Here is a 21,583-nt window from a genome sequence, read left to right as displayed (position 1 = left end):
CAATCATCAACAATCAAATCACTTACTACAAGGAGTAATGTCATGAAAACAACAAACTTTTTTCGAACAGTCATAGTGGCCGCCATTTCCATTCTGGTGACAGGAATCCTGTTTGCAGGAAACGTGAGAAATAATGGCACAATCGCGAACAGCGGAACAACAACAGTCACTGGATATTTTGAGAACTATAAGAATGCTGGCGGAGGAATATTCAATAATACTGCCGGAACATATACAGTGAACAGCTATTTTTCTCAAAACAATGCGGGCGGCACTGATGGTCAAGCAACAATCAGTGGTGGAAATTTTGTAGTCGGTGCTGCTTACACCAATGATAATGGTACAACTACCAATACCGCAACAATTAAAATTGCAGCCGATCTGACCAACGGTGGTGTTGGCACATTTACCACAACTGGTGGAAATGTTGAATACAACGGAGCGGCAGCAGCACAGTCAGTTCTTGCAACAACATATGGTGGCCTGTTGGTTACGGCTACCGGTAATAAGACTCTTGCTGGTTCGGCAACGGTAAATACCACATTTACATTATCGAATGGAACATTATTGGTTGGTGCTAACACACTCGACATCAAATCGGCAACGGTAACATCTGGTGGAACCTTATCCGCAGCCAGCGGAACAGTTTCCTACACAGGAACGGGTGCTCAGCAGGTATTTGCAACGACCTATGGCGCTTTGACAATGACAAGCACTGCACCCGCAACAAAAACTGGTCAAGGTGCAATCACCATCAACGGTGTTTATAACAGCGATGCAAATACAACATTTGATGTTGGTTCTGGCAATGCATTTACAACAGGCGGAAGTTCGAATCTCGTAGCATCGAACCTCGGAACAATCAAAGTGAACAACACTGTCACATTGGGTGTTGCGAACGTCGGTGGAACATTTGATTACACAGGAACAAGTCAATCCGTTGCCGTTGCACAATACCAACACTTAACACTCTCGGGCGTGACACCAGCGTTTGCTGCGGGCACATTTAGTGTTTCTGGAAATATGACGTCATCAGCTGTTCCCGGATTCAACGCAGCAACAATTATCCATTACAACGGCAGCGGTGCACAGACGGTGGCAGCACTTAACTATAAATTGCTGCAATTCTCAGAAGTTGGTGTAAAGTCAATTACCGGTGCAGTTACTGCAGCTGCAACGTTGGCTGCCAATACAGCGGTTGATATTGCTGCTACAAATGCTCCGACTTTAACGATTGCCAACGGCGCATCCTTGGGTGTCTCTTTGGGAAGTATCTCTAATGCATCAATTCTTAATATCGACGGGACAGGAAGTGTTACTTTGACGAGCGGAAATGTTGCTAATCTTCTTGGTGCAAACGTGAACATTAATGCCGCCGGCAGCTCGCTGACTGTCACGGGTGATGTTGATAACGAAGGAACGATTACAAACACTGGTACGATAACGGTTAACTAATTAATAAATAGCTTTTAACTGTAATAATTTTAACAAACCAACATGGCCCAATAACAATGGCTGTATCGAAAACAGTTAACAACGATATAAAGAAAGGAGGTAATAATGACAAGGTTCAATTCACGACCACCGTAAAGAGAAATAGAAGTAAAGTTGCTCATTGAGCATGAGCTGCTGTAACAACAAACAACCATTTAAAAAACACAAACAAAAAGGAAACATGTTATGAAAACGCAAAAAGATTCAAACCCGAACACAGCATTACAAACGACACGCAAAAACAATAATCAATTAACAATATCTAAAAGGAGCAATACTATGAAAAACATCAATGCGTTTAAGAAAATATTTGTCATCATGTTGGCAGTTGCCACATTGGCTGCAAATCTCGTTGCAGGCACATTTACCAATAACGGTACATTTACTAATAAAGTTAATAGGACCGCAACATTCACCGCTTTTACTAATGGTGCTGCAGGAACTACTAACAACCTTGGTACGCTAAATGTTAAAGGTGTTCTCACTCAGTCAGCACCAGCGGCCAATTTCAAAACCAGCACAGGAACTATTGGATATACTGGAAATGCTGCCCAAGACGTTCTTGCCGGAACGTCGATTGATCTGGGAATTTATGGTGGTTTAGCCTTAAACAGCACGGGGGCTTTTACTAAAACACTGCTGGGTAATGCCACTGTCGCAGGAGGAGTTGCGCTTACTGGCGATGCTTCCTTTACCATAGGAGCCACTCAATTGACCGTAACGCGGACAGGATCTGCAATCTTCTCGAATACAAGCACAGGAAGTTATACGTTCACTGGTGGTACTGTTGTGTATAATGCTACTGCTGCTCAGACCGTATTCCCTTCGACATACGGAAACTTGACATTGTCTGGTGGAAGCGGATCAGTCAAAACATCTGATGGCGATGTAACTGTTAACACAGTGCTTACAGTAGATGCAAGCAATACACTTTTGGTAGATGGAGCAACAGGATTAGCGGATCTTATCCTTGGTGCAGGTGCAGACATCACCAACAATGGAACGATAAATCAAGCTGACGAAGATGGTTTATTTACGGCTAGCGACGCTGGAAATGCAATTACTAATGGTGCCTCTGCTTTGATTAAGATAGCAGGAACTGCATCGTTCACTTCCAATCCTACGATCGGTGGAACAGTTGAATATTACGCAGCAGTTGCCGCACAGAATATTGCTCAAGCGGACTATGTGAACTTGACATTGACCAACGCTGGATCCAAAGATTTTGCGGCTGTAGAATATAAGGTTCGACAAGCCTTCACATCAACTGGAGGAACTGTAACTTTTGCAGCTGGCAATATTTTTCATTATAGCGGCGTAACAGCCGATGGCGGAAGTCAGACAGTTGCAGCTTTGAATAATTACAGAGAAATCAAATTCTCAGGCGACACTGACAAGAACATCACGGGTACTTTAGCTGCTGAAACATTAACCAACACCTCATCTTCATTAAATGGTGTTTACATCCAAGGTGCCGGCGATGTAACTATAAGCGGCACTGTCACAAACGATGGTACTATAACCAACGATGGTGTGCTTACAGTAAATTAATAGCATAAACATTGTTCGGTAAAGAGTGAGCGTTCATAAAGAATTTATTTTTATGCACGCGTTATGGTCAATGTATGCTAAAAGAAAACAAACAACATATTGCCCACTCTCCGGTATTCGATATCGGAGTGCTTCCTCGGTCGAGTATCGAGTCAGCCTTTGATATGATTCGCGGTCCGGCAGTTGCTAATCTACAATGCAACGGGATCAAGAATCCGCGCGAGGATATTGTCTCCATGGAATATCATGGGAGTGGTCCCGAAGGGACAAGTCCGCCTGCTCGCGGAGATACGGAACATACACATGATAATGGACTGTGTATAATTCGCGGGAGAACTGCGCTCTTTCGGAATGCACGAAGTGATATTGCAATGCATTCGGTTCAATATCGGTTACACTATCCTGTAGTGTGTGAAGGTGGTAGTCCCGAAGGGACAAGTCCGCCTGCCCGCGGAGACACGGAGCATGCATTTGGTAATGTACTGTGTATGATTCGCGGGAGAACTACGCTCTTTCGGAATGCACGAAGCGATATTGCAATGCGGTCGAGACAGAACTCGTCGCGTTATGCTTTCGTGTATCAAGGAAGTAGTCCGCCTAAAAGCAGCGATGGGAATAGTAGTTTGATTTGAATGCATTCAATATGGATCCAGACAAACATTGCTTCATCAATAAAGATCTCTTTGTTGATTCGGATGAACGATATGTTTCACCCGAAGCAGATAAACATCGAAGGAAGCAATGCTGTATCAGGTAAGAAATATGGTAGAACGGAATATGCGTAACGCTATGATAAAAGCTATGGACAGAACCGACATACTTCCATTGCTCTATGATGGAAAGAAATTCCGGTATAAATCCGGTGGAAGTTCATGTGTGTGGCAAACGAGATGTTGAAAATGCGTATTCATAACAATGGTGAAATCGAAAGGAATGTTTATGGCACCGTCACAAAAGGAGATGCTCACTTCTTATGCTGTCTGTGCACTGTGTCATCTACCGTTCGATTAAATGGTGTTCACGATTCATGGCGGAGGGTGTTTAGTGCTCCTTTTCACCCTCCCCTTGAGTCGGTTGTTTCAAAAAGTATTACAGGCAAAGGAGCAATTCAGGGTAATGGTATTAACAAGAGGCTATGCAAAGTGAATTTTTTATGATGAGATCGAACAGAGAATCATCTGTCATTGTCTTTTCCGATCAGTTACGGTGGAAACGACATGATAGAATATATCCATCTCACAGTTTGCATTGCAAAATATTGGACAAAAATATAATTCATGGGTAACCATATGGTTCCAAATAATATTAATATTCGATCGCACGTGGTAGATTGGAGAGATCATCTCTTCGATACGTCACGCGATAAAGGATCGACGAGTGGAAATGATACGGTGATTAGACAAACTCCCTCGTTGACAACGCTTTCGTTCAAACAGAAGAACAACGAATCCTATACAGGTTACGCCGGGATTCCTTTGTCCACTTCGATCACGCGAACAAAAAGGTTGTTGTATTATGCATTATTCATTCTCACGTTTATACATATAGGAGTGGCGCAAGATTTTATTAATCACGGAACAATTAATAACAGAGGTACATTAAAAATAAAGAACAAAGCAATCGGTCTACCGGCATCATTAACCGGAACATTTGAATTGATCGGTGCAGACCAGACTCTTACCGCGGGACAATATAAACATGTTACGTTGTCCGGCACTGGCACAAAAACGACTACCGGAGGGAATCTATCAATCACCGGAAGTCTTACCATTGCATCACCGGTAACATTGAAGATACCTCAAGGAAATATTATCACCTTAGGCGATACACTGTTTGAATCGGGGATATTACAAGGTGCAATTCAGAAATCGGTAGACCTTACAGGGAGTACTACGTCTTCTAATTTCGGGAATATTGGAGCTACCATCACCTGGTCCTCCAACGCTCCGGGAATTACAAGCGTAATACGCGCTTCGGACTCGACGCAGAGTGGAAATGGAAACCAATCAATCAAACGGTATTATCAGATCCAACCGACCGATGCCACGGCGACTGGCACGGTGGAATTTAAATTTACTGATAGTGAATTGAACGGACACGATATTCATCATCTGCAATTATGGCGTTCCACGGATAATGGCAACAACTGGGTTCGTCAAACTCCGGTCGTCGATACATTGCTCAGAACAATTTCTAAATCTAATGTCACCCTTGCAGGACGATGGGCAATGGCAGATACCGTTCGCGCAATCGGACCTCTGCAAGGCGCTGCAGGCATTGCAGTATCAATAGCTCAAGCAAGTGTTCAAAATAATACACTTCCGATTATTCTTACAACATTGGATACGATCAAAGTATTGATTACCGATGCCTATGGTACGCCGGTAAGCAATGTTCAGGTAACATTTGCCATTAATCTCAGACCGGGTCAAGACACAACCGGAAGACTCTCTGATACAATTGTTGTTACCGATGCATCCGGTTATGCAAAAACGCTCTTCACCGTTGGAAGCAAGGTTGGTCAGTATCGCGTGATTGCAACTGCGCCAAATCTTGATACAATTACCTTCTCTGCCACTGCGCAGAATGGAGCAGCAAAAACATTTGCAAGCCTGCCGGTGACGCAGGAGAACAAACAGATCTTAACAGCGCTCGATTCGCTCTTCACGATTTCTGTTGCCGATATCGGAGGAAATCCTGTTGACAGCGCACAAGTGCAATTTGCAATTATCAATCCGCCGGCAGGCTCCTTCGGCGCAGGCTTAAGCAACCAATCAACACAAACGGATGCGTTGGGACGCGCTTCGACTCGTCTCACATTGGGAAGTAAAGCTGATACGTACTTAGTACGCGCAACAGTTGCCGGTGTAGCAGATACAATAACATTTAGTGCAACGGCGAAGTTTGGCGCCCCAAATCAATTGGCAGCGCTTGCACTTCCGCAGCAACGCAGACCGATTTTGACGAAGCTTGATACGGCCTTTACGATTACCGTCACCGACACCGGCGGAAACGCTGTGGAAGGTGCACAAGTGCAATTTGCAATTTACGATCGTCCGGGAGGATCGATTGGCGATACATTAAGTGTCGCAACAACCACAACCAATGCGCAAGGAAAAGCATCAACGCAACTGACACTCGGCAGCAAGTTGGGTGACTACAAAGTCAGTGCAAAAGCAACTGGTGTGAAAGACACGGTCACATTTACGGCTAGTGCAAAGTCCGGTGCTCCAAAATATCTGGCGGCTGTAACCATCACTCCGCAGACAAAACCGATTTTAACACCGCTTGATACGGCATTTACTGTGACTGTTTCTGATACGGCAGGAAATCCTGTGGAAGGAACTCAAGTACACTTCTTCTTTGGGGCTGTGCCTACTGATGCTAAGGATACACTGTTAAGCAATACAACGGTTTCGACCAATTCGCTCGGACAAGCTGCCACAATTCTTACAGTCGGCAGTAGAGTTGGTCCGTATGAAGTGAAGGCTGTTGTCGCAACCGTAAAAGATACGATCACATTCACTGGAAATGCATCACAAGGTACACCGGTTCAAATTATGAGTGGTGGTCAATTGAATCAATCAGGTGAAAATGGTAAACCATTGGCCGATCCATTTATTGTCACAATTTTGGATAATGGCGGAAATCCTGTAAAAGACGAAACGGTTGTATTTACAATCAAGAATGATACAACCTATGGTGCAGCGCTCAGTCGCAGCAGCGTACAAACCGATCCTCTCGGACAAGCTTCAACTATCTTAACGCTTGGAACCAGAGTCGGCACCTATACAGTCAGTGCAACTTCAGTAACGATTGGTCCAAGCAGTCCGTTAATCTTCACTGGTTTTGCCAATGCCGGTTCCGCAGCATCATTGGTAGAAGTTTCCGGAAGAGAACAATCGGCAATAATTACCACTCAATTGTCGTCGGACTTTGTGGTGCGCGTGCGTGATGCAAACGGTAACATTGCGAAACCGACAACAGTCACATTCTCGATCGATACGTTACCAAGCCTGAATGCAATCGGTCAAACATTGACAAACTTCACTATGACAACGAATGATTCCGGCTTGGCATCAACCAGATTAACGCTCGGGAATAAGAGCGGCGATTATGTGGTGAATGCGAAAGTGAACGATTCCGTCCTAGTCTCCTTTAAAGCAAATGCGAAACCGGGTGCAGCAGTAGCTGTCGCTGAGATCGCCGGAAATAATCAATCCGCTCAGATCATCACAGAGTTGCAGAGTGACTTTGCGATGCGCGTGGTGGATATCGGCGGAAACAATGTCTCCGGTCAGCCTGTTAACTTTACCATTACACAGTCTCCGGCTAATTCAACCGGTGAACGCTTAAGTGAAAAGACCACACCTTCCGACATCAACGGATTTGCACGAGTCAAATTCACACTCGGCAACAAAGTCGGAACATACAAGATCAAAGCAACCAGCGTTGGCGTTCCTGATGTAGAATTTACCGCATCCGCAACACACGGCGTAGCGGTGGCAATGATTGCTACGGAAGGATTCAACCAGACGAAACCGATTCTTACTCCGCTGGATTCGTTCAAAGTCCGCGTGGTGGATATTGGCGACAACGCAGTGCCGTTAAAGAACGTTCAGTTTGTCCTGATGGAGAAACCGGTCGGAGATACCAGCGCAACACTCAGCACCAGCACCGATGGATCTGATTCTTCCGGTATTGCCGTAACGCAATTAACACTCGGCAGTAAAGTCGGATTCTACAGAGTGAAAGCTCTCATCACTTCGCTTGCCGTTACCGAAGCGCAGGAAATCGGCGGCACCGGTAAGAATGGCAAGAACAGCAAGAAACAAACTCATGAAGCAGTAACATTTACTGCGCTGGAAACAACATTTACGGCGGAGGCAACGCAAGGTGCAGCTGCGTCATTGGTAAACGTTTCAGGATCAATCCAAGTCAATCCTACATTGACAACACTCGATACCGCATTTACGCTGACGGTGAAAGATATCGGCGGCAATCTTGTGAAGAAAACTCCGGTGAAGTTTGCTGTTACCAAGGCTCCGGATAATGCAATCGGTCAGACGGTAAAGGATACGCTCGTTATGACCGACTCAGTCGGAACGGCGTCAACATACTTCACACTGGGAGATCGTGAAGGTACCTACAATGTTACAGCATCGGTCGGCAGTAACCTCTCTGCACTCTACGCTGCAGACGGATATTACATCTACGGCGATCCGAACGGCGATATTAATGTGAACGTTGCCGATATCACCACGATCATCGATCAGATTATCGGAAACAAATCATTCTCCATTTCCGATTCTATTAAATCCGATCTGGATCGAAGCGGAAGAATCGACACTTCTGATATCAATATCTTGCGCGATAATATTCTCGGCAAATCGCTCTCGTTCTCCTCACCGCCGCCGTTCGTACCGGAACAAACAGCGTCAGATCGGTTGAGTAAGAAAGATGGTCAGACAGGATCAGCAAAACCGCGCGAGTACTTTGACGGAGCAAAAACTCAGTTCGAAGTAACGCCGCAAGGGTTGCGTCTGAATATGGTGAATACGGTCGGTGTCCGCGGTATTGAAGTCCGCATTCGATTGAAGGATTCCACGGTGAATGTGACCAAAGCAAACTACGTCTTCTCACGCGCACAGCATATGGACGTGATTGTGAAAACAACCGATAATGAAATTAGATTGCTTGCATACAGTCTAATTAATTCGGAAATTCAACCTGGGGAAGGTACAATACTGCGCATTCCAAAAATCACATCCACCGGTCAGATCGATACAACAGAGGTGATTCTTGCTATTACATCCAACAAGGCGGTAACACCGGAAGTCGATGTTATTCCGTCAGTAGTGGGGAAATATCCGTTAACATACAAGTTAAAACAAAACTATCCGAATCCGTTCAACGGCTCGACCACCATCGAGTACGATATTCCGGATAATAGAATAACCGAAGCGAAGACGGCGATCCATATCTTCAACGTTCTGGGTCAAAAGGTGAAGACACTGGTCTCCGCTCCGCACGATCCCGGACAGTATAAAATAACATGGAATGGTACGGATGAAAACGGTGTTTCGGTTGCGTCAGGTATTTATTTCTATCGATTGCTTACAAAGACGCACATGACAACGAAAAAGATGATTTATGTCAAATAACAGCATTACGAAAAATGTTCTGATTTATATCTTGATCGCTTCACTGTTGATCTCCGGATGCGCGGGAACTGTTGCCGCACAAAAGGGGACCAATTATCTCTATACCTATACCATGACACAGCCGAAGAAGAGCGATCAATTAATCTTCCGGGATGAGTATGTGTATATCCAGTTCAGTTTTGATGCTTCAGCAGTCCATTTTCAGATGCAGAATATTTCGGAAGCATCAATGTCCATCGTCTGGGAAAAAGTTTCACTTAGCGTCAACAAGCGCACTTATTCCGTCCGCAACACAAGCAATTTTTACTCTCCGGAATTTGTCTCACCCACTCCTCTCGTCATACCTCCGTTAGGATACATTCGCGAAACAATGATCCCTCGCGAAAATGTCTATATGGAAAAAGGAAGCTGGGTAGAAAAAGATCTCTTTCTTTCGAACGACCGGGGATATCCGAGAGTAAAAAAGGCGATTACGGGATTGGTCGGAAGCGAAGTGACACTATCAATACCGATCAAAATCGGCGAGATCATGATCGATTATCCGTTCACGTTTAAAGTAAGCAATGTTACTCCCCTCCCCTCAAATCTGTTGCCTCCGGTAAAGGATCGGCCGCAAGCCCCGAAAATTTCGGGAGGTGAAGTTGCCGTAGCGAATAACCTTGTTCCAATTTTCATTGCGGCGGGCATTCTGGGAGTGGCCATTTACCTGCTTTCAAAGGAGAAAACCCCTCCTGCTGACTTATGAGAGAAAATTAATATCAATTTCGTTGCCATCTATTATAGAGACAGGTATATTTGTACAAGAGAATTACAGATTCAGAAACACTTGAAGGAGTTCGTCTTATGAAAAAGATCATTTTTACATTAATAATGGCATTCTTAATGGCCGGCTGCACCACCGCCCCGGTCGCTATGAAGTCCACAAAAAAATACTTTGCTCCGGTGCGGACCTTTGCACAAAAACCGGTAACACAAAATAAAAATAGAATGGCCTCGGCTTCGATTGCTAAAGAACTTTCTGAAAAAGAGACTATGATCGAACTGTTAAAGAAAGAGAACAAACAGCTTCGCGACCGACTCTCTAAACTGGAAAAGAAACTTTCGATTATTCAATCATAATATTTTTGCCATTCTCTCCCGCTCTTTGCAGGACTGGATGACAATGGGGGAAAACACAAAACCGCCGCTCGATTTGAGCGGCGGTTTTTTTTTGCCAAAATAGGTAAAAGTGCATTCGAGATTGTAAACGCGGAAGATGCTGTAGAGACTGCCAAAGGTCCACTACAAAATTTTTTAGTCTATTTAATCGACGGAATAGATAGTGCGTATCTTATTCGGAAAGGAATAGGAATTGAATGCGGAATCGGGCTTAAAATCTTCTTCAAGAACGGTTAAGTTCTTGATATAATATATTTCAAAATTCTTTGGACTTGTTCCTTCGTGAGGTTTTTCGCTGTCGTAAGTCTGCATTCCAAACACTAAGTAATTGTGCTTCGTAGACTCATATACTAAATAAGGTTCAAAAATGCGTGTGTTTGAGTATTCGTCATATGTAAAAGTTATTCTTTTTCGCTTTTTAATTGCAACACCTATTTTATCCTCTATGCTTATATCCCTTTCGTTTATTCTTTTTTTATCTCGCATAGTGCCCTCTATTTACATATCCAATAATTTACTCCGCCATGGCTTGAACAAGCCCCGCTTCCCGTTGCCGTGCTTGATGATCCATCTTTACACTTTGCGCCCGACCTACCGTTCGGACAATCACCGGAAGATGATGTTGGTGCGCCAACGGTTTCGTCCGATGAAGAACAATCGACCATGAATAGAGATATTGTAAAAATGAGCAGAATTATTTTTAGTGATTTCATTTATCCCCCGTGTTGCCAACAATACTTTGAGCCCACCTTTGCTTTTCTACTACATTGTTTCCCCTTTTTTGTAGTCGCCTGACACTGAGTTGTAGCATAATCTTTTTTCTTGAATTCTTCCTTTTTTACCTCAGACGAACTTTTTTTATCGGTATTTAGGATTGTTCCGGGTGTTTTTGTCTCTTGACCTGCATGTTGCCAGCAGTATGAAGAACCTGCCGCCGCTTGCCGTTTACATTGTGTGCCTTTTTTCGTTGTGGCTTGGCATTGTCCCGCCTCTAATTCAACGGCAAAAAAGAGGATTGAAAAAATTAATAGGAGTAAAGGTTTGAAATTTGAAAGCATGATTCCCCCAGATTATAGTTTGACTGCAAGAAACTACGCTAATACCCCATGAACCACAATACCGTGATTCTGGTATATTTAAAAGCATAAGATAGTTTGGTATGAATAACTATGTTGTATGGTAAGGCATTTACGTGAGGAGCCTAACGGACCGGAACTAAGCTTGAGTGACTCGTATGTTGCACTTAAAATCGCTGTTGAGTTAAAATTGAATAAGCTGATATTATATCTTTTGTTTTTGTTTCGGCAATCATCTTAAATTCGTCAGCAAGATGAGATACCTTATCAGGATGATATTTTTGAATCAACTCAATGTAAGCTGTTCTTATTTGATCGCTGGTTGCGCTTGAAGACAAACCAAGAGTATGAAGAGCTTTTGCTTTCGACATTTGTGGTTTGGTAACGGATTCCTTTTTCGATTGTGTTTCTTGGTTTCTGTCTCCACTTAAAGCATTTTTAAATCTTGCATAAGAATTGACATACTCTTCCGCGGCAGTTGCATTGCTAAACATATATGATTCATTTAGGCCCGCACTACTTTTAAGATCTAGTTCACCATATAACATTACTGGAATCTCATAATTATTAGAAAATCTCATATCACGAGAACCATTTTTATTTACATATTGCCACGTTCTACTCAATACGATTGAATCATTAGGAACATTCTCTGTTTCAACAAAGCTTACTCGACTATAGTCAATAGACATTTCTTTGTAATCGATTAACGCGAAATCGGATTTTGAATGAAATGCAATCAAGAATGCAGGATAAAAGAATAAATCAGCACCATTAACATTCTTAAAATTAAATGCGGGATATTCCGAATTGACAAAATCTAAACTGGAATATGTGAACGATACTTTTTGCCGATTTATGGATTGTGACGCAGACGAACGAGTTTTTACTCTGTCAACATAAATACTTGAGGTTATATCCCAACAATGTTGCGATCCCTTAAGATTATCAAAACCTTTTTTAAATGATTCATAAAATCTGATGAGCGATGGATCAATTTGCACTTCGATTGAAACCTTACATTCGGCAGACTGTTTGGTCGCTTCAAGTAAAGATGCTTTGCATTCCTTATATTCGTTTTGCCGATCCAATAATGTGCGTTTAAATAGCAATCCGTTTAATGAAAATATCTTCATCCATTTTAATCTACTTTCTACCTGTTCCAATGCTGCTTTACCATTATTAACCTCAGCTTGAAGTGATTGTTTTTCCTTATATGCTGCGAAAAGTGTTTCTTTAACCCCTAAAAGACCTTTGCTTGTAATAGAATTATTATCGGCACTTTTTATTGCTCCAATTCCCTCAGGTACAAAATAGTTTGGTGAATCTGTTGGGAATTGTTCGTTTTCTTGAGGAGTTACTTTATTGGAGCCAGAGCCAAAATTAATTTTGGTTCTGTTGTAAAAACCAGTTCCAGGGATACCTGTATTTAAATATGCACCGTTACTTCCAATATTTACACTTGCACCTGGAACGCCGAAAGTCGTACTAATTCCTTTGGAGCTAAAATTAATCCTAACTCCAGGAAACAAAGTCAAACGTCTTCTAAATCTCCAACCCATTTGCTCTCCCTAATTTTTTTTAGAATGATAATTTAAGTGCAACCTAACGGACTGGAGCTAACCTGCGTGGTATCGTTCCAGCGCGTGGGATTCTGTTTTTAAATTTAAAATCTGCTTTCGTATCGTAAGTTGTCATTTGAGAATTCAACATTTGCAAACTTGGGACACGAGCGGTTGCAACGTCTGCTTGAGCGACTAATTAGGCAGCAACAAGATTTCTTTAGCGTTTATATACATCATAATAATTTGTAAGCACTTCCCTCCAACTAATTAATTTCTTATTGAATTCAGAAAACTCATTCTCTGTTGCTATCTTGCATTCAGTAATGTAATAACCATCACTCTTTCCGAAAAGTTTAATAATAATATTAACAGGTGTTTTTTCCGGGCCTAAATAATATTGACCACCTAATGTAACTTTTTTCCATAACGATATTTCTAACGGATCATTCCAATCTTTTTCGTTTCCATCGGGTAGAGCATATTCTGCTGTTTGAATTAGATCAACATAAGTCGCAAATGCATTTTGGTTTAATATACCATTTGGGATTGATATTCTATTAGACGACTTCATACTATTATCTTCAAACATAATTCGATAAGGTAATGCGGGGCAAGTGAACCATACATCTTTACATTCTAATTTGTAATAATTATTTACGTGAGTATCTTTTACTTCTTGTACTTCAGGCCGAACGGTTTTATCAGATGGTAAATCGCTAATTATTAATTGTAATGCTGGAATAATTCCGCTAATTAAATTTAGTTCTTCTGAATCCCAAGTTGATTCACCCTTCCATAAAATACTTCCCTCTCTATTTGAAAGTTCAATCGAAATTGTATGTGTGTATGAAACTCGCTGATTTGCAGATTGTGTCTCAACTGTCGAAGAACGAGACGCCAACATTCCAATTGCTCTTGCAATGCTAACTCCTAGCCCAGAGGTTGTACCTGCACCACTTCCGGTTGAAATTGCATACGCTTGAGTATTCATTGATGAAATAGTTGAAGAGAATTTCATTTTATCATTTCTATCTGTTTTATAAAATAACTTTATCAGGTAATCATAATTTCCGTTTTCAATAATAAAACCACGACGTTTTATTAAATGAGTAATAGAATTACGGAGATTTTCAGAGGTCAATTGTTCATTTCCGAGAAGTGGTATTGTTGTTCCAGAAACTTCGATTTTGATACCTTTTGATGGATCAATTGAATGGTTGGATTTCAATGACCTAAACCAGGGTTGTGAAACACGATATGAAGGGACAGTTGCACACCCAAATATTAAAAGTAAAACGAAAAACAAAGTCGAATTGTAATATTTTTCCATTTATGTCTCCATTATGATGAAGCTGATTGTTGCTGTCTAACGGACTAGAGCTAACCTTCATGGTATCGTTCCGGCGCGTGGGATTATTTATTAAACTTCCCGAGTGCTATTGCTGCCATATTTTGAAAATCTTCAAATAAATAAAACTATTTGTAAAAATTTGTACTTAGATCTAAAAGTTATCATGAATTGTAAAGAACTAGTTCAATCGAGATTTCTTAGAATTTTCATATTCCTTTGCAACCTCCTCCATATGTTTGAACATCGATGTTGCAATAAACCTCCTATATTTTTGTTTGTTGTTGTTGATTTGTTGAACTAACTTTGTGTATTCAGATCCAAGCGGATGCGCCAACAGAATGTAACACCTTTGTGCAACACTGTCGGGAACAATGAGTGACTTTCTAATGTAGATTTCATTGTCCTTTAAGAGTTGTTCAAATTGTTGAAGAAACTTTATAGAGAATTCCGTTGGGATTAGAGTGTCACTCTGCACTATATTTTTCCCATCGAGACTTTTCTCAACACGCCACGTTATCACCGAAATTCCTTCGATGGGTCGTGGTAAAAATAGTCTTATTGCCCTCGACACCCAAGGGGTCAGCACAGAGTCAGTTTCTTCTTGATAATACTTTCCGAGTAATTGAACCCTTAAGCCACTCCAAAATTCGAAATTGATCGCACTCGTTGGCTTTTGTGAAAATAAACCCTCAATACTCACGGAATCAGATAATTCAGAGAGGAGGAATGCGTCCATTGTTACTTCTATCCACCGATCAAGTTCCTCGCTCAATAACCCTAATGCTGATAAAATTGCTCTTGTCTTGGCGGTGCTAGAAGCATTTGGACCGCTCCAAGTATCTGTGGTTGCTTGAAAGACAATGTTGGGGTCTTCGGGAAAATTAATCATCCAGTCGGGAGTCGAATTATCAAGCTTGTCCGTTCTGGTTGATCCGAGGCTAAAGAAATGAGGGGAAAGTCCAAAGGCTCTGTTGTATAACTTCAAAGCCATTTCATAATTTCTGTTCAGGAAAAAAATATTTCCTAGGTTTGAATATGCATAATATATGGTAGGATCGAGTTCTAATGCTTTTTGAAAAAAGAGGATCGCGTTATCATACTCTTGTCGCTGACCAGCATTGATGCCTTTGCGAACCCACTCAATTGCCGATAGTGTATTCGTGGCAGTTATATATTGCTGACGTTTCGCTGCACGTTCATTTTCATCTTTGACAACAGCGAGTTGTTGCTGAAGATCGTGTATACGTTGCACGGCATCATCGGCATCCCGTTTTGCTTCCTCAAGGTCCTTTACTCTCTGTTGATCTTGAGCGATGCTTGCGATATTTTTTGTAACCTCCTTGGGATCGACGGTTATGTTTGCTTTGATGTAGAATGTCTCTCCGTTCCATCTTTCCTCAAGTATTTTAGTTTCAGTAACTCCCGCCGTTATACTTTGGATTTGTTGTTTTGTCAGTTCACTAAAGGAAGAGTTGTTTTCCTCCTTCTGGGTTTCAAAAGTAGATTGTATATAGACACCGATCTCTTCGAGCAATATTCTCTTTACCTGATCGAGTGAAACAGCGCGAGAAGTGATTTTACTATCGGCTTCACCCACAGAATATGTGTATTCTCGTACAAACGTTTTAGTTTGACCATTAAGAATAGAACAAAGAAGAAAGATTACTTGAAGGGAAAACAACTTGTTCATACTAACTCCTGCTTAAATTTATTGCGTAAGATCATAGTCACTTTTGTTGCATAACCTTGGCTTACTTAAAGATGTAAGCGGTATAACGGACTGGAACTAACCTGCGTGGCAACGTTCCAGAGCGCAGAATTGTATTTTTAAATTTAAAATGCTGTTTCGTGTCGTATGTTGTGTTTAGATTTCTCAACAATTCCAGTTCAGGCGCGTCGCGGTTGCTACGTCAGGTTGAGTGACTGGTTAGCCAGCATACATATTAGTTTTGAATTTTTGTTTTTGGATAAATAATAAAAGAACTTCTTTTTTGTCTCAATTTATCAATGACAAATACTTTAATTGGAGAATTTAATTTATCTCTTAAGTCAACTATATCAATATTCCACCAAGTAGTACCTAATCGACTGACATAGTATTCCGGTATGTCGTCACTTCCTTTTTCACGATAGATTTCTTTACCGTCTAAAGTTTGTATTATATACTCCCAATACTTTGTGTTTACATTATCAATATCAGAACCCGAAATATGGATTATTAACTGCCCGCCTAAAGCCAATTCGGATTTATTTGTTTCAAACTCACTAGGGCTCCACATTTCAGTATTTGCTTGTTCTTTAAGTTTAATAAGAAGATACTCATAGCCCTCATATTCTATGCTACACGATGCATTATTTTCAGAAACTTCAATATCAGCACCGCTACTTTTAAGAGATGAACATCCTGAAATAAGAAATGCCAACATAATTACTAAACCAAATGTTTTAAACATATTATTCCTCATTATGTGGTAAATATTTTGTTACTCTTTTCTAATATTTAGATTGTGTCATACAATTAAGCACAAGACAAATATTGATTATGCTGGCTAACTAGTAAATAGACTGTTTAAGCCAACGTAATATTCGAAAGTGATTAAACTTCATAACTAATTTGCATGAATGTCACGATAGTCTTTAACAAAAGCAATATTACAATTAAAAACCCCAAATGTGCGTACACGTTTGGGGTTTAATAGATTGACCAATTCCTATTATATATTTAATGCTTCTTATACGGTTTTTGCAACCGTTGGTGTTGCCGGGTTTATGGGTTCACCATTTGTTTTATGTCGTATGCCTGTGTCTTTAATAACCCGAGCCGTAAAATATTTATTGTAGAATTCACTTTCTTTTGTCCTCAATAACTCCATAAAACGGTCGAACTCTTCATTTAACAGTTCATCCGCCTTTTCAAATAATTCATTCATCGTTTCTCTCGCTCCCTTCCTATCAACAACACTGCTTTCACGAACTCCTATTGCAGTATTGTATGCTTCTGATTTTGTTTTCAAATCAGTTATCATGGCGGAAGTAATTTTGAACGATGCAAGGCCTTTTGCATGTGTTGCTGCAAAATCTGCAATAGCGTTACCGTATTTAGCCAATTCCGTATCTCTTTTACTTCGTAATTTTGTTTCAGAAATATTTGTGAACGCTAGAAGTTCCTCATTTTTTTGCTTCCTACCGTACAAATATAATGCAGCCATCATCGGAAGGACTGCCTCCACCAACACTTCTTCTGCGCTATATTTGGAGTTTGTTTTTCCAACGGCAACACTATCCACTTCGGCTGATTTCACTTTCAACGAGGAAATTATTAAAGAGAATTCTGCTACCGCATCGGGAAACCCTCCTACGGTTTGTACCTTTGCGCCGTTAGCCTGAAACAGTGTGAGTAACCCTTCATACATCGTCAGCCTGTTTTCATTGCGTTTGTTCATAATTCCTCCTATTAGGTTTTTGTTGATAATGCACGTTTTTTAATAAAACGTGTTGGTTTATCTAAACGCATACAATATTTTTTTCTTCCCACGGCACATTCTTTTTGTAAAATCTGCCATCTTGTCCACGTCACTATTCATTAATTCATTGTGCCGACATAAATATTTATTGGACATTATCATTTATATAACATTACAAACAGTTTTTTTACTGACGCACTTCAATTATCTTTTGTTAGATATCTTTTTTTCATTGTCATACTTCATTATTTCGTTGTCGAAATACATATTTTCATTACTGAAAGTTATTTATGAACTTTCAAAAAGCTATTTTTGGTCGTCATAATTCTATTTTCCACATTTCGAATGCTATTATGTCAGTGTCTGAAATCATTATTTAAATGCTTATAAACAATTATTCGAAATTGAAATTTCTTTTTTAAAGTTTGAAAAATATATTCCCAAGCAAAACATTTTGCAATAACGTGAATACGTACTTTTAATATGAATCAATTGACTCTTTAGGCATCCAGTTTTTACAAATCGAATCGTTACAAACAATATTGTGATGCGCATTGTTTTTTAAAAGCAAAACGCCGTTCTATTGAACGGCGTTTTCCTTAAGTATTAAGCTTATTTATTTAGTTTTGTTTCTCTGTCTAAACTCCAGCATCGTCATCCCGGTCAATTTCTTAAAGATCTTTGCCCCGCTGTCTTCGCGGTAGCCGTATTCGTAACAGACAAAAAAACAGGGATCATCCTCCTCCAACAAATGCTGTTTCATCCCCTGTACTTTCTGTATGGTAATATAATTTGCCAGGGGAATATGTTCTTTCTTCAAAAACGATTTGCGAAGCGTTTCGTACGATACGTGCAGCCTCTCGGAGACGCATTGAATCGATTTTATTTTTTTAACATTTTGATGCACAACTTCTTTTACGGCAGAGATATCGATCACCATGGTTTTTTCCTTTCAAAAGTTTCTGGCAAATATATATTCTCCATGCACACTCCGCAATCACGTAAATACGTTATTTTGCATACTGCACATTGTTTCCAAAGGTATTTGTTGGTGTTTTAGGTCAGAACAAGCAGAAAGAGAGGTTGAAGGTGCTCGTGGTAATGAAAGATGAGTGAGGAAATGTGTTAGTGTGGTGCAGAAAATTGTGTAGATTTCGTTGCTCACATGTCTCCTCCTGCCGGTGTGGTATGCAAATGCAAAAGAACCTCAGGGAGAACTAAAATACTAGAGCGCATCTCAAAAACACAAAAACAAAGTCATTCTGAATCCCGATGCAATCTCCGAAGGAGTCCTTCGGACCTGAGCGGAGCGAAGGATATCGGGATGAACCTGTCCGCCAAAGGCGGAGAATCTGAAAATAGTATCAGATTTGCCGTCATCATTTTGTATTATGCGGCACTCCGTACAGCGGAGCTTCGCTACGCTTAATATAAAAACATTCAAGGCTTCCGCCAATCACGAAGTGATGCCTTCGGCAAAAGAAGGTCGAGGACTCGACTCGTCGAGCGGACAAGTGCTCAGAATGGCAATAGTTTCATTTTTGAGATCGGTTCTAAATGCAGATATACAGATTGCAGATTATTAGAAGTGGTCTCAAAAATACCTAATCATTGTCATTTCGAGATGCGAAGCATCGAGAAATCTCGATTTTTGTCTTCAATTATAAAAACGAGATTCCTCACTTCGTTCGGAATGACAATAAAATTCATTTTTGAGACCACTTCTAGTAGCTATCTTGTATATAAGATGGTTTCTACTATCTTTTAACAATAGCGTAGCCATTAACGTAAACAATCTATTCCAAAACAGATGAAACAAATAACAATAATTTTAGCGTTGGTAATTGTAACACCATTCGCTTTTGGACAGAGTATTCCACAAGCGTATATCCATTTGGTAAAAAAAGCAGATTCACTCTATACTGTAAAAGAGTTTAGAAAATCAGCATCGACGTATTCAGAAGCTTTTAAAGTTAATGACTGGAAAGGAATTCCTAATGATCGGTATAATGCTGCCTGTTCTTGGGCATTAGCTGGGGTGCCAGACAGCGCATTTTCTCAACTTCACACCATCGCAACAACATCAAATGTTACAAACTACGGACACATCGCTGCCGATCAAGATCTCATCTCATTGCATTATGATAATCGATGGAAGCCGTTATTGGAATCCATACAACAGAACAAAGCAAAAGCCGAAGCCAAACTCAACAAACCATTAATTGCTCAATTAGACAGTATCTTTAATGACGATCAAAAATATCGAAATCAAATTGGAGAAATAGAAAAGAAATACGGCTGGGAGTCCAAAGAAATGAAGAATCATTGGAAAATCATCATTGAAAAGGACTCGTTGAATTTAATCAACATAAAATCCATTCTTGATACTTATGGTTGGTTAGGCACAGATGTAATTGGCGAACAAGGAAATACAACGTTATTTCTTGTCATACAACATTCCGATCAAACAACACAGGAAAAATATTTGCCAATAATGAGAGATGCCGTAAAAAATGGAAGAGCGCAAGCGAGCGCTTTAGCGCTCCTTGAAGATAGAGTCGCATTAGGACGTGGAAAACGGCAACTCTATGGAAGCCAAATTGGTAGAGACCAGGAAACGCAACTGTTTTATGTGCGACCGTTGGAAGATCCGGATAATGTTGATACAAGACGCGCTGATGTTGGATTAGAACCATTAGAAAAATATGGAAAGCAATTTCAGATTAGATGGAATCCGAAACAATATAAAAAGGATCTTCCGGCCATTGAAGCAAAAGAAAAAATGAGAAAAAAGTAGACGTATCTCAAAAATGAAACTATTGCCATCCTGAGCAGAGCGAAGGATCTGAGCAAGCCACAGAATTTTTTTTCAAAAAATGTGCACCGAAGCCCCGTTGTTCGGTTCCGCGTTTGGGAATCCCGCAAGGCGGAATCTCAAAAAACGGGAGGTGATGTGCGTTAAAAAACATATCGGCAAATCTGATACTATTTACAGATTCCCTACCTTTGGCGGACAGGTTCATCCCGATCTCCTTCGCTACCTATCCGTCTGGCAATGGCGGGCGCTCAGGTCCGACACGAAGTGTCCCTTAGGAAAAGACTCCTTCGGAGATTGCATCGGGATTCAGACCGTTGTTTTTGTGTTTTTGAGATACTTCTAGTGACTTGAGTGATCATTCTTCAGTTATACAAAAGCGCGGATAATTATACGCGCTTTTTTGTTTTGGATATTTTGAGTAGGTTAATAGAGTATTGCATTAATTGGAAAGGAATGTCCTTATGGAATCACAGAACAGCAGCCATCATGAAACGCTCGTCCGCCTTGCCCGTTGGCGCGAAGTTTTTTTCGCACAAAAATACCGATTCGACCTGGGACAATCGTTCCTTGTCATTCTCAATTTTACACTGCTTATCATCACCGCAAGCGATAAACTGCAGATTTTTTTTGGCATTCCGCGTCTCCGTTCTCTTCTTATTGTCATCGTCCCGCTCGGATTCATCGGCGTTTGGCTCTTTGGATATTTTATGGATAAAGTTGTCCGCGCAGCGCAAATGGCGGAACGTCAATCTGTTAAAAGGAGTGAACTCTGGACAAAGCATAACGAACAGATGAACCGTCTGGAAGAAGAAATGAAATCGATCCGCGGACTACTGGAGCAGAAGAAATCGTAATCGTTGATATTCACTCAAACTCAGATTACATTATTGAGTGCTTTTCTGTCCCTCCGTGTCTCTGTGGTTAAATACTTTTTAAAAATTT

The 21,583-nt window shown here is 40.8% G+C and carries 18 protein-coding genes; 9 read left to right on the top strand and 9 right to left on the bottom strand.

Going from position 1 to position 21,583, the window contains the following annotated elements:
* Positions 1-42: 42 nt before the first annotated feature.
* From WDA22_12920 to WDA22_12890, 7 genes are all read left to right on the top strand, one after another.
* On the top strand, positions 43-1,455 hold the full coding sequence (locus WDA22_12920) for a hypothetical protein (protein ID MFA5834371.1): 1,413 nt from the start codon (positions 43-45) through the stop codon (positions 1,453-1,455).
* 318 nt (positions 1,456-1,773) lie between these two features.
* Positions 1,774-3,045: a hypothetical protein gene (locus WDA22_12915; GenBank protein ID MFA5834370.1), complete on the top strand. Its 1,272-nt coding sequence runs from the start codon at positions 1,774-1,776 to the stop codon at positions 3,043-3,045.
* A 74-nt stretch (positions 3,046-3,119) separates the two neighbouring features.
* Positions 3,120-3,677: a hypothetical protein gene (locus WDA22_12910; protein MFA5834369.1), complete on the top strand. Its 558-nt coding sequence runs from the start codon at positions 3,120-3,122 to the stop codon at positions 3,675-3,677.
* The gene (locus WDA22_12905; GenBank protein MFA5834368.1) at positions 3,678-3,830 is read left to right on the top strand and encodes a hypothetical protein; all 153 of its coding nucleotides are present in this window, start codon (positions 3,678-3,680) and stop codon (positions 3,828-3,830) included.
* A 492-nt stretch (positions 3,831-4,322) separates the two neighbouring features.
* Positions 4,323-9,209 (top strand): T9SS type A sorting domain-containing protein, encoded by a 4,887-nt coding sequence (locus WDA22_12900; GenBank protein ID MFA5834367.1) that lies wholly within the window; start codon positions 4,323-4,325, stop codon positions 9,207-9,209.
* A complete protein-coding gene (locus tag WDA22_12895; GenBank protein ID MFA5834366.1) occupies positions 9,199-9,954 on the top strand; it encodes a hypothetical protein in 756 nt (251 codons plus the stop codon). Before WDA22_12900 ends, WDA22_12895 begins: the two co-directional genes overlap by 11 nt.
* Positions 9,955-10,052: 98 nt before the next feature.
* Entirely contained in the window at positions 10,053-10,328 is a 276-nt protein-coding gene (locus WDA22_12890) for a hypothetical protein (GenBank protein ID MFA5834365.1), read from the top strand.
* A gap of 183 nt (positions 10,329-10,511) precedes the next feature.
* On the opposite strand, the gene WDA22_12885 is transcribed toward WDA22_12890, so the two are convergent.
* The 9 genes from WDA22_12885 to WDA22_12845 all read right to left on the bottom strand — a co-directional run bounded on the left by WDA22_12885 (position 10,512) and on the right by WDA22_12845 (position 18,763).
* On the bottom strand, positions 10,512-10,853 hold the full coding sequence (locus tag WDA22_12885; GenBank protein ID MFA5834364.1) for a WYL domain-containing protein: 342 nt from the start codon (positions 10,851-10,853) through the stop codon (positions 10,512-10,514).
* 8 nt (positions 10,854-10,861) lie between these two features.
* On the bottom strand, positions 10,862-11,080 hold the full coding sequence (locus tag WDA22_12880) for a hypothetical protein (protein ID MFA5834363.1): 219 nt from the start codon (positions 11,078-11,080) through the stop codon (positions 10,862-10,864).
* The gene (locus WDA22_12875) at positions 11,081-11,425 is read right to left on the bottom strand and encodes a hypothetical protein (protein MFA5834362.1); all 345 of its coding nucleotides are present in this window, start codon (positions 11,423-11,425) and stop codon (positions 11,081-11,083) included.
* A gap of 185 nt (positions 11,426-11,610) precedes the next feature.
* Positions 11,611-13,005: a DUF4236 domain-containing protein gene (locus WDA22_12870; protein MFA5834361.1), complete on the bottom strand. Its 1,395-nt coding sequence runs from the start codon at positions 13,003-13,005 to the stop codon at positions 11,611-11,613.
* A gap of 220 nt (positions 13,006-13,225) precedes the next feature.
* Positions 13,226-14,338 (bottom strand): hypothetical protein, encoded by a 1,113-nt coding sequence (locus WDA22_12865; protein MFA5834360.1) that lies wholly within the window; start codon positions 14,336-14,338, stop codon positions 13,226-13,228.
* 199 nt (positions 14,339-14,537) lie between these two features.
* On the bottom strand, positions 14,538-16,049 hold the full coding sequence (locus tag WDA22_12860; protein ID MFA5834359.1) for a tetratricopeptide repeat protein: 1,512 nt from the start codon (positions 16,047-16,049) through the stop codon (positions 14,538-14,540).
* 253 nt (positions 16,050-16,302) lie between these two features.
* Positions 16,303-16,812 carry a hypothetical protein gene (locus WDA22_12855; GenBank protein ID MFA5834358.1) on the bottom strand — a complete coding sequence of 170 codons (510 nt, stop codon included), beginning with the start codon at positions 16,810-16,812 and terminating at the stop codon, positions 16,303-16,305.
* Positions 16,813-17,091: 279 nt separating this feature from the next.
* Complete coding sequence (locus WDA22_12850) at positions 17,092-17,802, bottom strand: hypothetical protein (GenBank protein ID MFA5834357.1); 711 nt, start codon at positions 17,800-17,802, stop codon at positions 17,092-17,094.
* 637 nt (positions 17,803-18,439) lie between these two features.
* A complete protein-coding gene (locus WDA22_12845; GenBank protein MFA5834356.1) occupies positions 18,440-18,763 on the bottom strand; it encodes a hypothetical protein in 324 nt (107 codons plus the stop codon).
* An 870-nt stretch (positions 18,764-19,633) separates the two neighbouring features.
* Between WDA22_12845 and WDA22_12840 the strand changes: the two genes are divergently transcribed.
* Together WDA22_12840 and WDA22_12835 are read left to right on the top strand one after the other, a co-directional pair.
* Positions 19,634-20,620 carry a DUF6624 domain-containing protein gene (locus tag WDA22_12840; protein MFA5834355.1) on the top strand — a complete coding sequence of 329 codons (987 nt, stop codon included), beginning with the start codon at positions 19,634-19,636 and terminating at the stop codon, positions 20,618-20,620.
* Between the two features lie 482 nt (positions 20,621-21,102).
* Complete coding sequence (locus WDA22_12835; GenBank protein MFA5834354.1) at positions 21,103-21,495, top strand: hypothetical protein; 393 nt, start codon at positions 21,103-21,105, stop codon at positions 21,493-21,495.
* The last annotated feature ends 88 nt before the right edge of the window (positions 21,496-21,583 follow it).

Source organism: Bacteroidota bacterium (assembly GCA_041658205.1).
Taxonomy (GTDB): Bacteria; Bacteroidota; Ignavibacteria; order UBA10030; family UBA8401; genus UBA8401.
Note: the sequence above shows the minus strand (reverse complement) of the source record. Positions and strands in the feature narration are given on the sequence as shown.

Excerpts from the sequence above, each read along its gene's own strand:
- WDA22_12920 (MFA5834371.1), top strand. The coding sequence starts at position 43 with ATGAAAACAACAAACTTTTTTCGAACAGTCATAGTGGCCGCCATTTCC.
- WDA22_12915 (MFA5834370.1), top strand. The coding sequence starts at position 1,774 with ATGAAAAACATCAATGCGTTTAAGAAAATATTTGTCATCATGTTGGCA.
- WDA22_12910 (MFA5834369.1), top strand. The coding sequence starts at position 3,120 with ATGCTAAAAGAAAACAAACAACATATTGCCCACTCTCCGGTATTCGAT.
- WDA22_12905 (MFA5834368.1), top strand. The coding sequence starts at position 3,678 with ATGCATTCAATATGGATCCAGACAAACATTGCTTCATCAATAAAGATC.
- WDA22_12900 (MFA5834367.1), top strand. The coding sequence starts at position 4,323 with ATGGGTAACCATATGGTTCCAAATAATATTAATATTCGATCGCACGTG.
- WDA22_12895 (MFA5834366.1), top strand. The coding sequence starts at position 9,199 with ATGTCAAATAACAGCATTACGAAAAATGTTCTGATTTATATCTTGATC.
- WDA22_12890 (MFA5834365.1), top strand. The coding sequence starts at position 10,053 with ATGAAAAAGATCATTTTTACATTAATAATGGCATTCTTAATGGCCGGC.
- WDA22_12885 (MFA5834364.1), bottom strand. The coding sequence starts at position 10,853 with ATGCGAGATAAAAAAAGAATAAACGAAAGGGATATAAGCATAGAGGAT.
- WDA22_12880 (MFA5834363.1), bottom strand. The coding sequence starts at position 11,080 with ATGAAATCACTAAAAATAATTCTGCTCATTTTTACAATATCTCTATTC.
- WDA22_12875 (MFA5834362.1), bottom strand. The coding sequence starts at position 11,425 with ATGCTTTCAAATTTCAAACCTTTACTCCTATTAATTTTTTCAATCCTC.
- WDA22_12870 (MFA5834361.1), bottom strand. The coding sequence starts at position 13,005 with ATGGGTTGGAGATTTAGAAGACGTTTGACTTTGTTTCCTGGAGTTAGG.
- WDA22_12865 (MFA5834360.1), bottom strand. The coding sequence starts at position 14,338 with ATGGAAAAATATTACAATTCGACTTTGTTTTTCGTTTTACTTTTAATA.
- WDA22_12860 (MFA5834359.1), bottom strand. The coding sequence starts at position 16,049 with ATGAACAAGTTGTTTTCCCTTCAAGTAATCTTTCTTCTTTGTTCTATT.
- WDA22_12855 (MFA5834358.1), bottom strand. The coding sequence starts at position 16,812 with ATGTTTAAAACATTTGGTTTAGTAATTATGTTGGCATTTCTTATTTCA.
- WDA22_12850 (MFA5834357.1), bottom strand. The coding sequence starts at position 17,802 with ATGAACAAACGCAATGAAAACAGGCTGACGATGTATGAAGGGTTACTC.
- WDA22_12845 (MFA5834356.1), bottom strand. The coding sequence starts at position 18,763 with ATGGTGATCGATATCTCTGCCGTAAAAGAAGTTGTGCATCAAAATGTT.
- WDA22_12840 (MFA5834355.1), top strand. The coding sequence starts at position 19,634 with ATGAAACAAATAACAATAATTTTAGCGTTGGTAATTGTAACACCATTC.
- WDA22_12835 (MFA5834354.1), top strand. The coding sequence starts at position 21,103 with ATGGAATCACAGAACAGCAGCCATCATGAAACGCTCGTCCGCCTTGCC.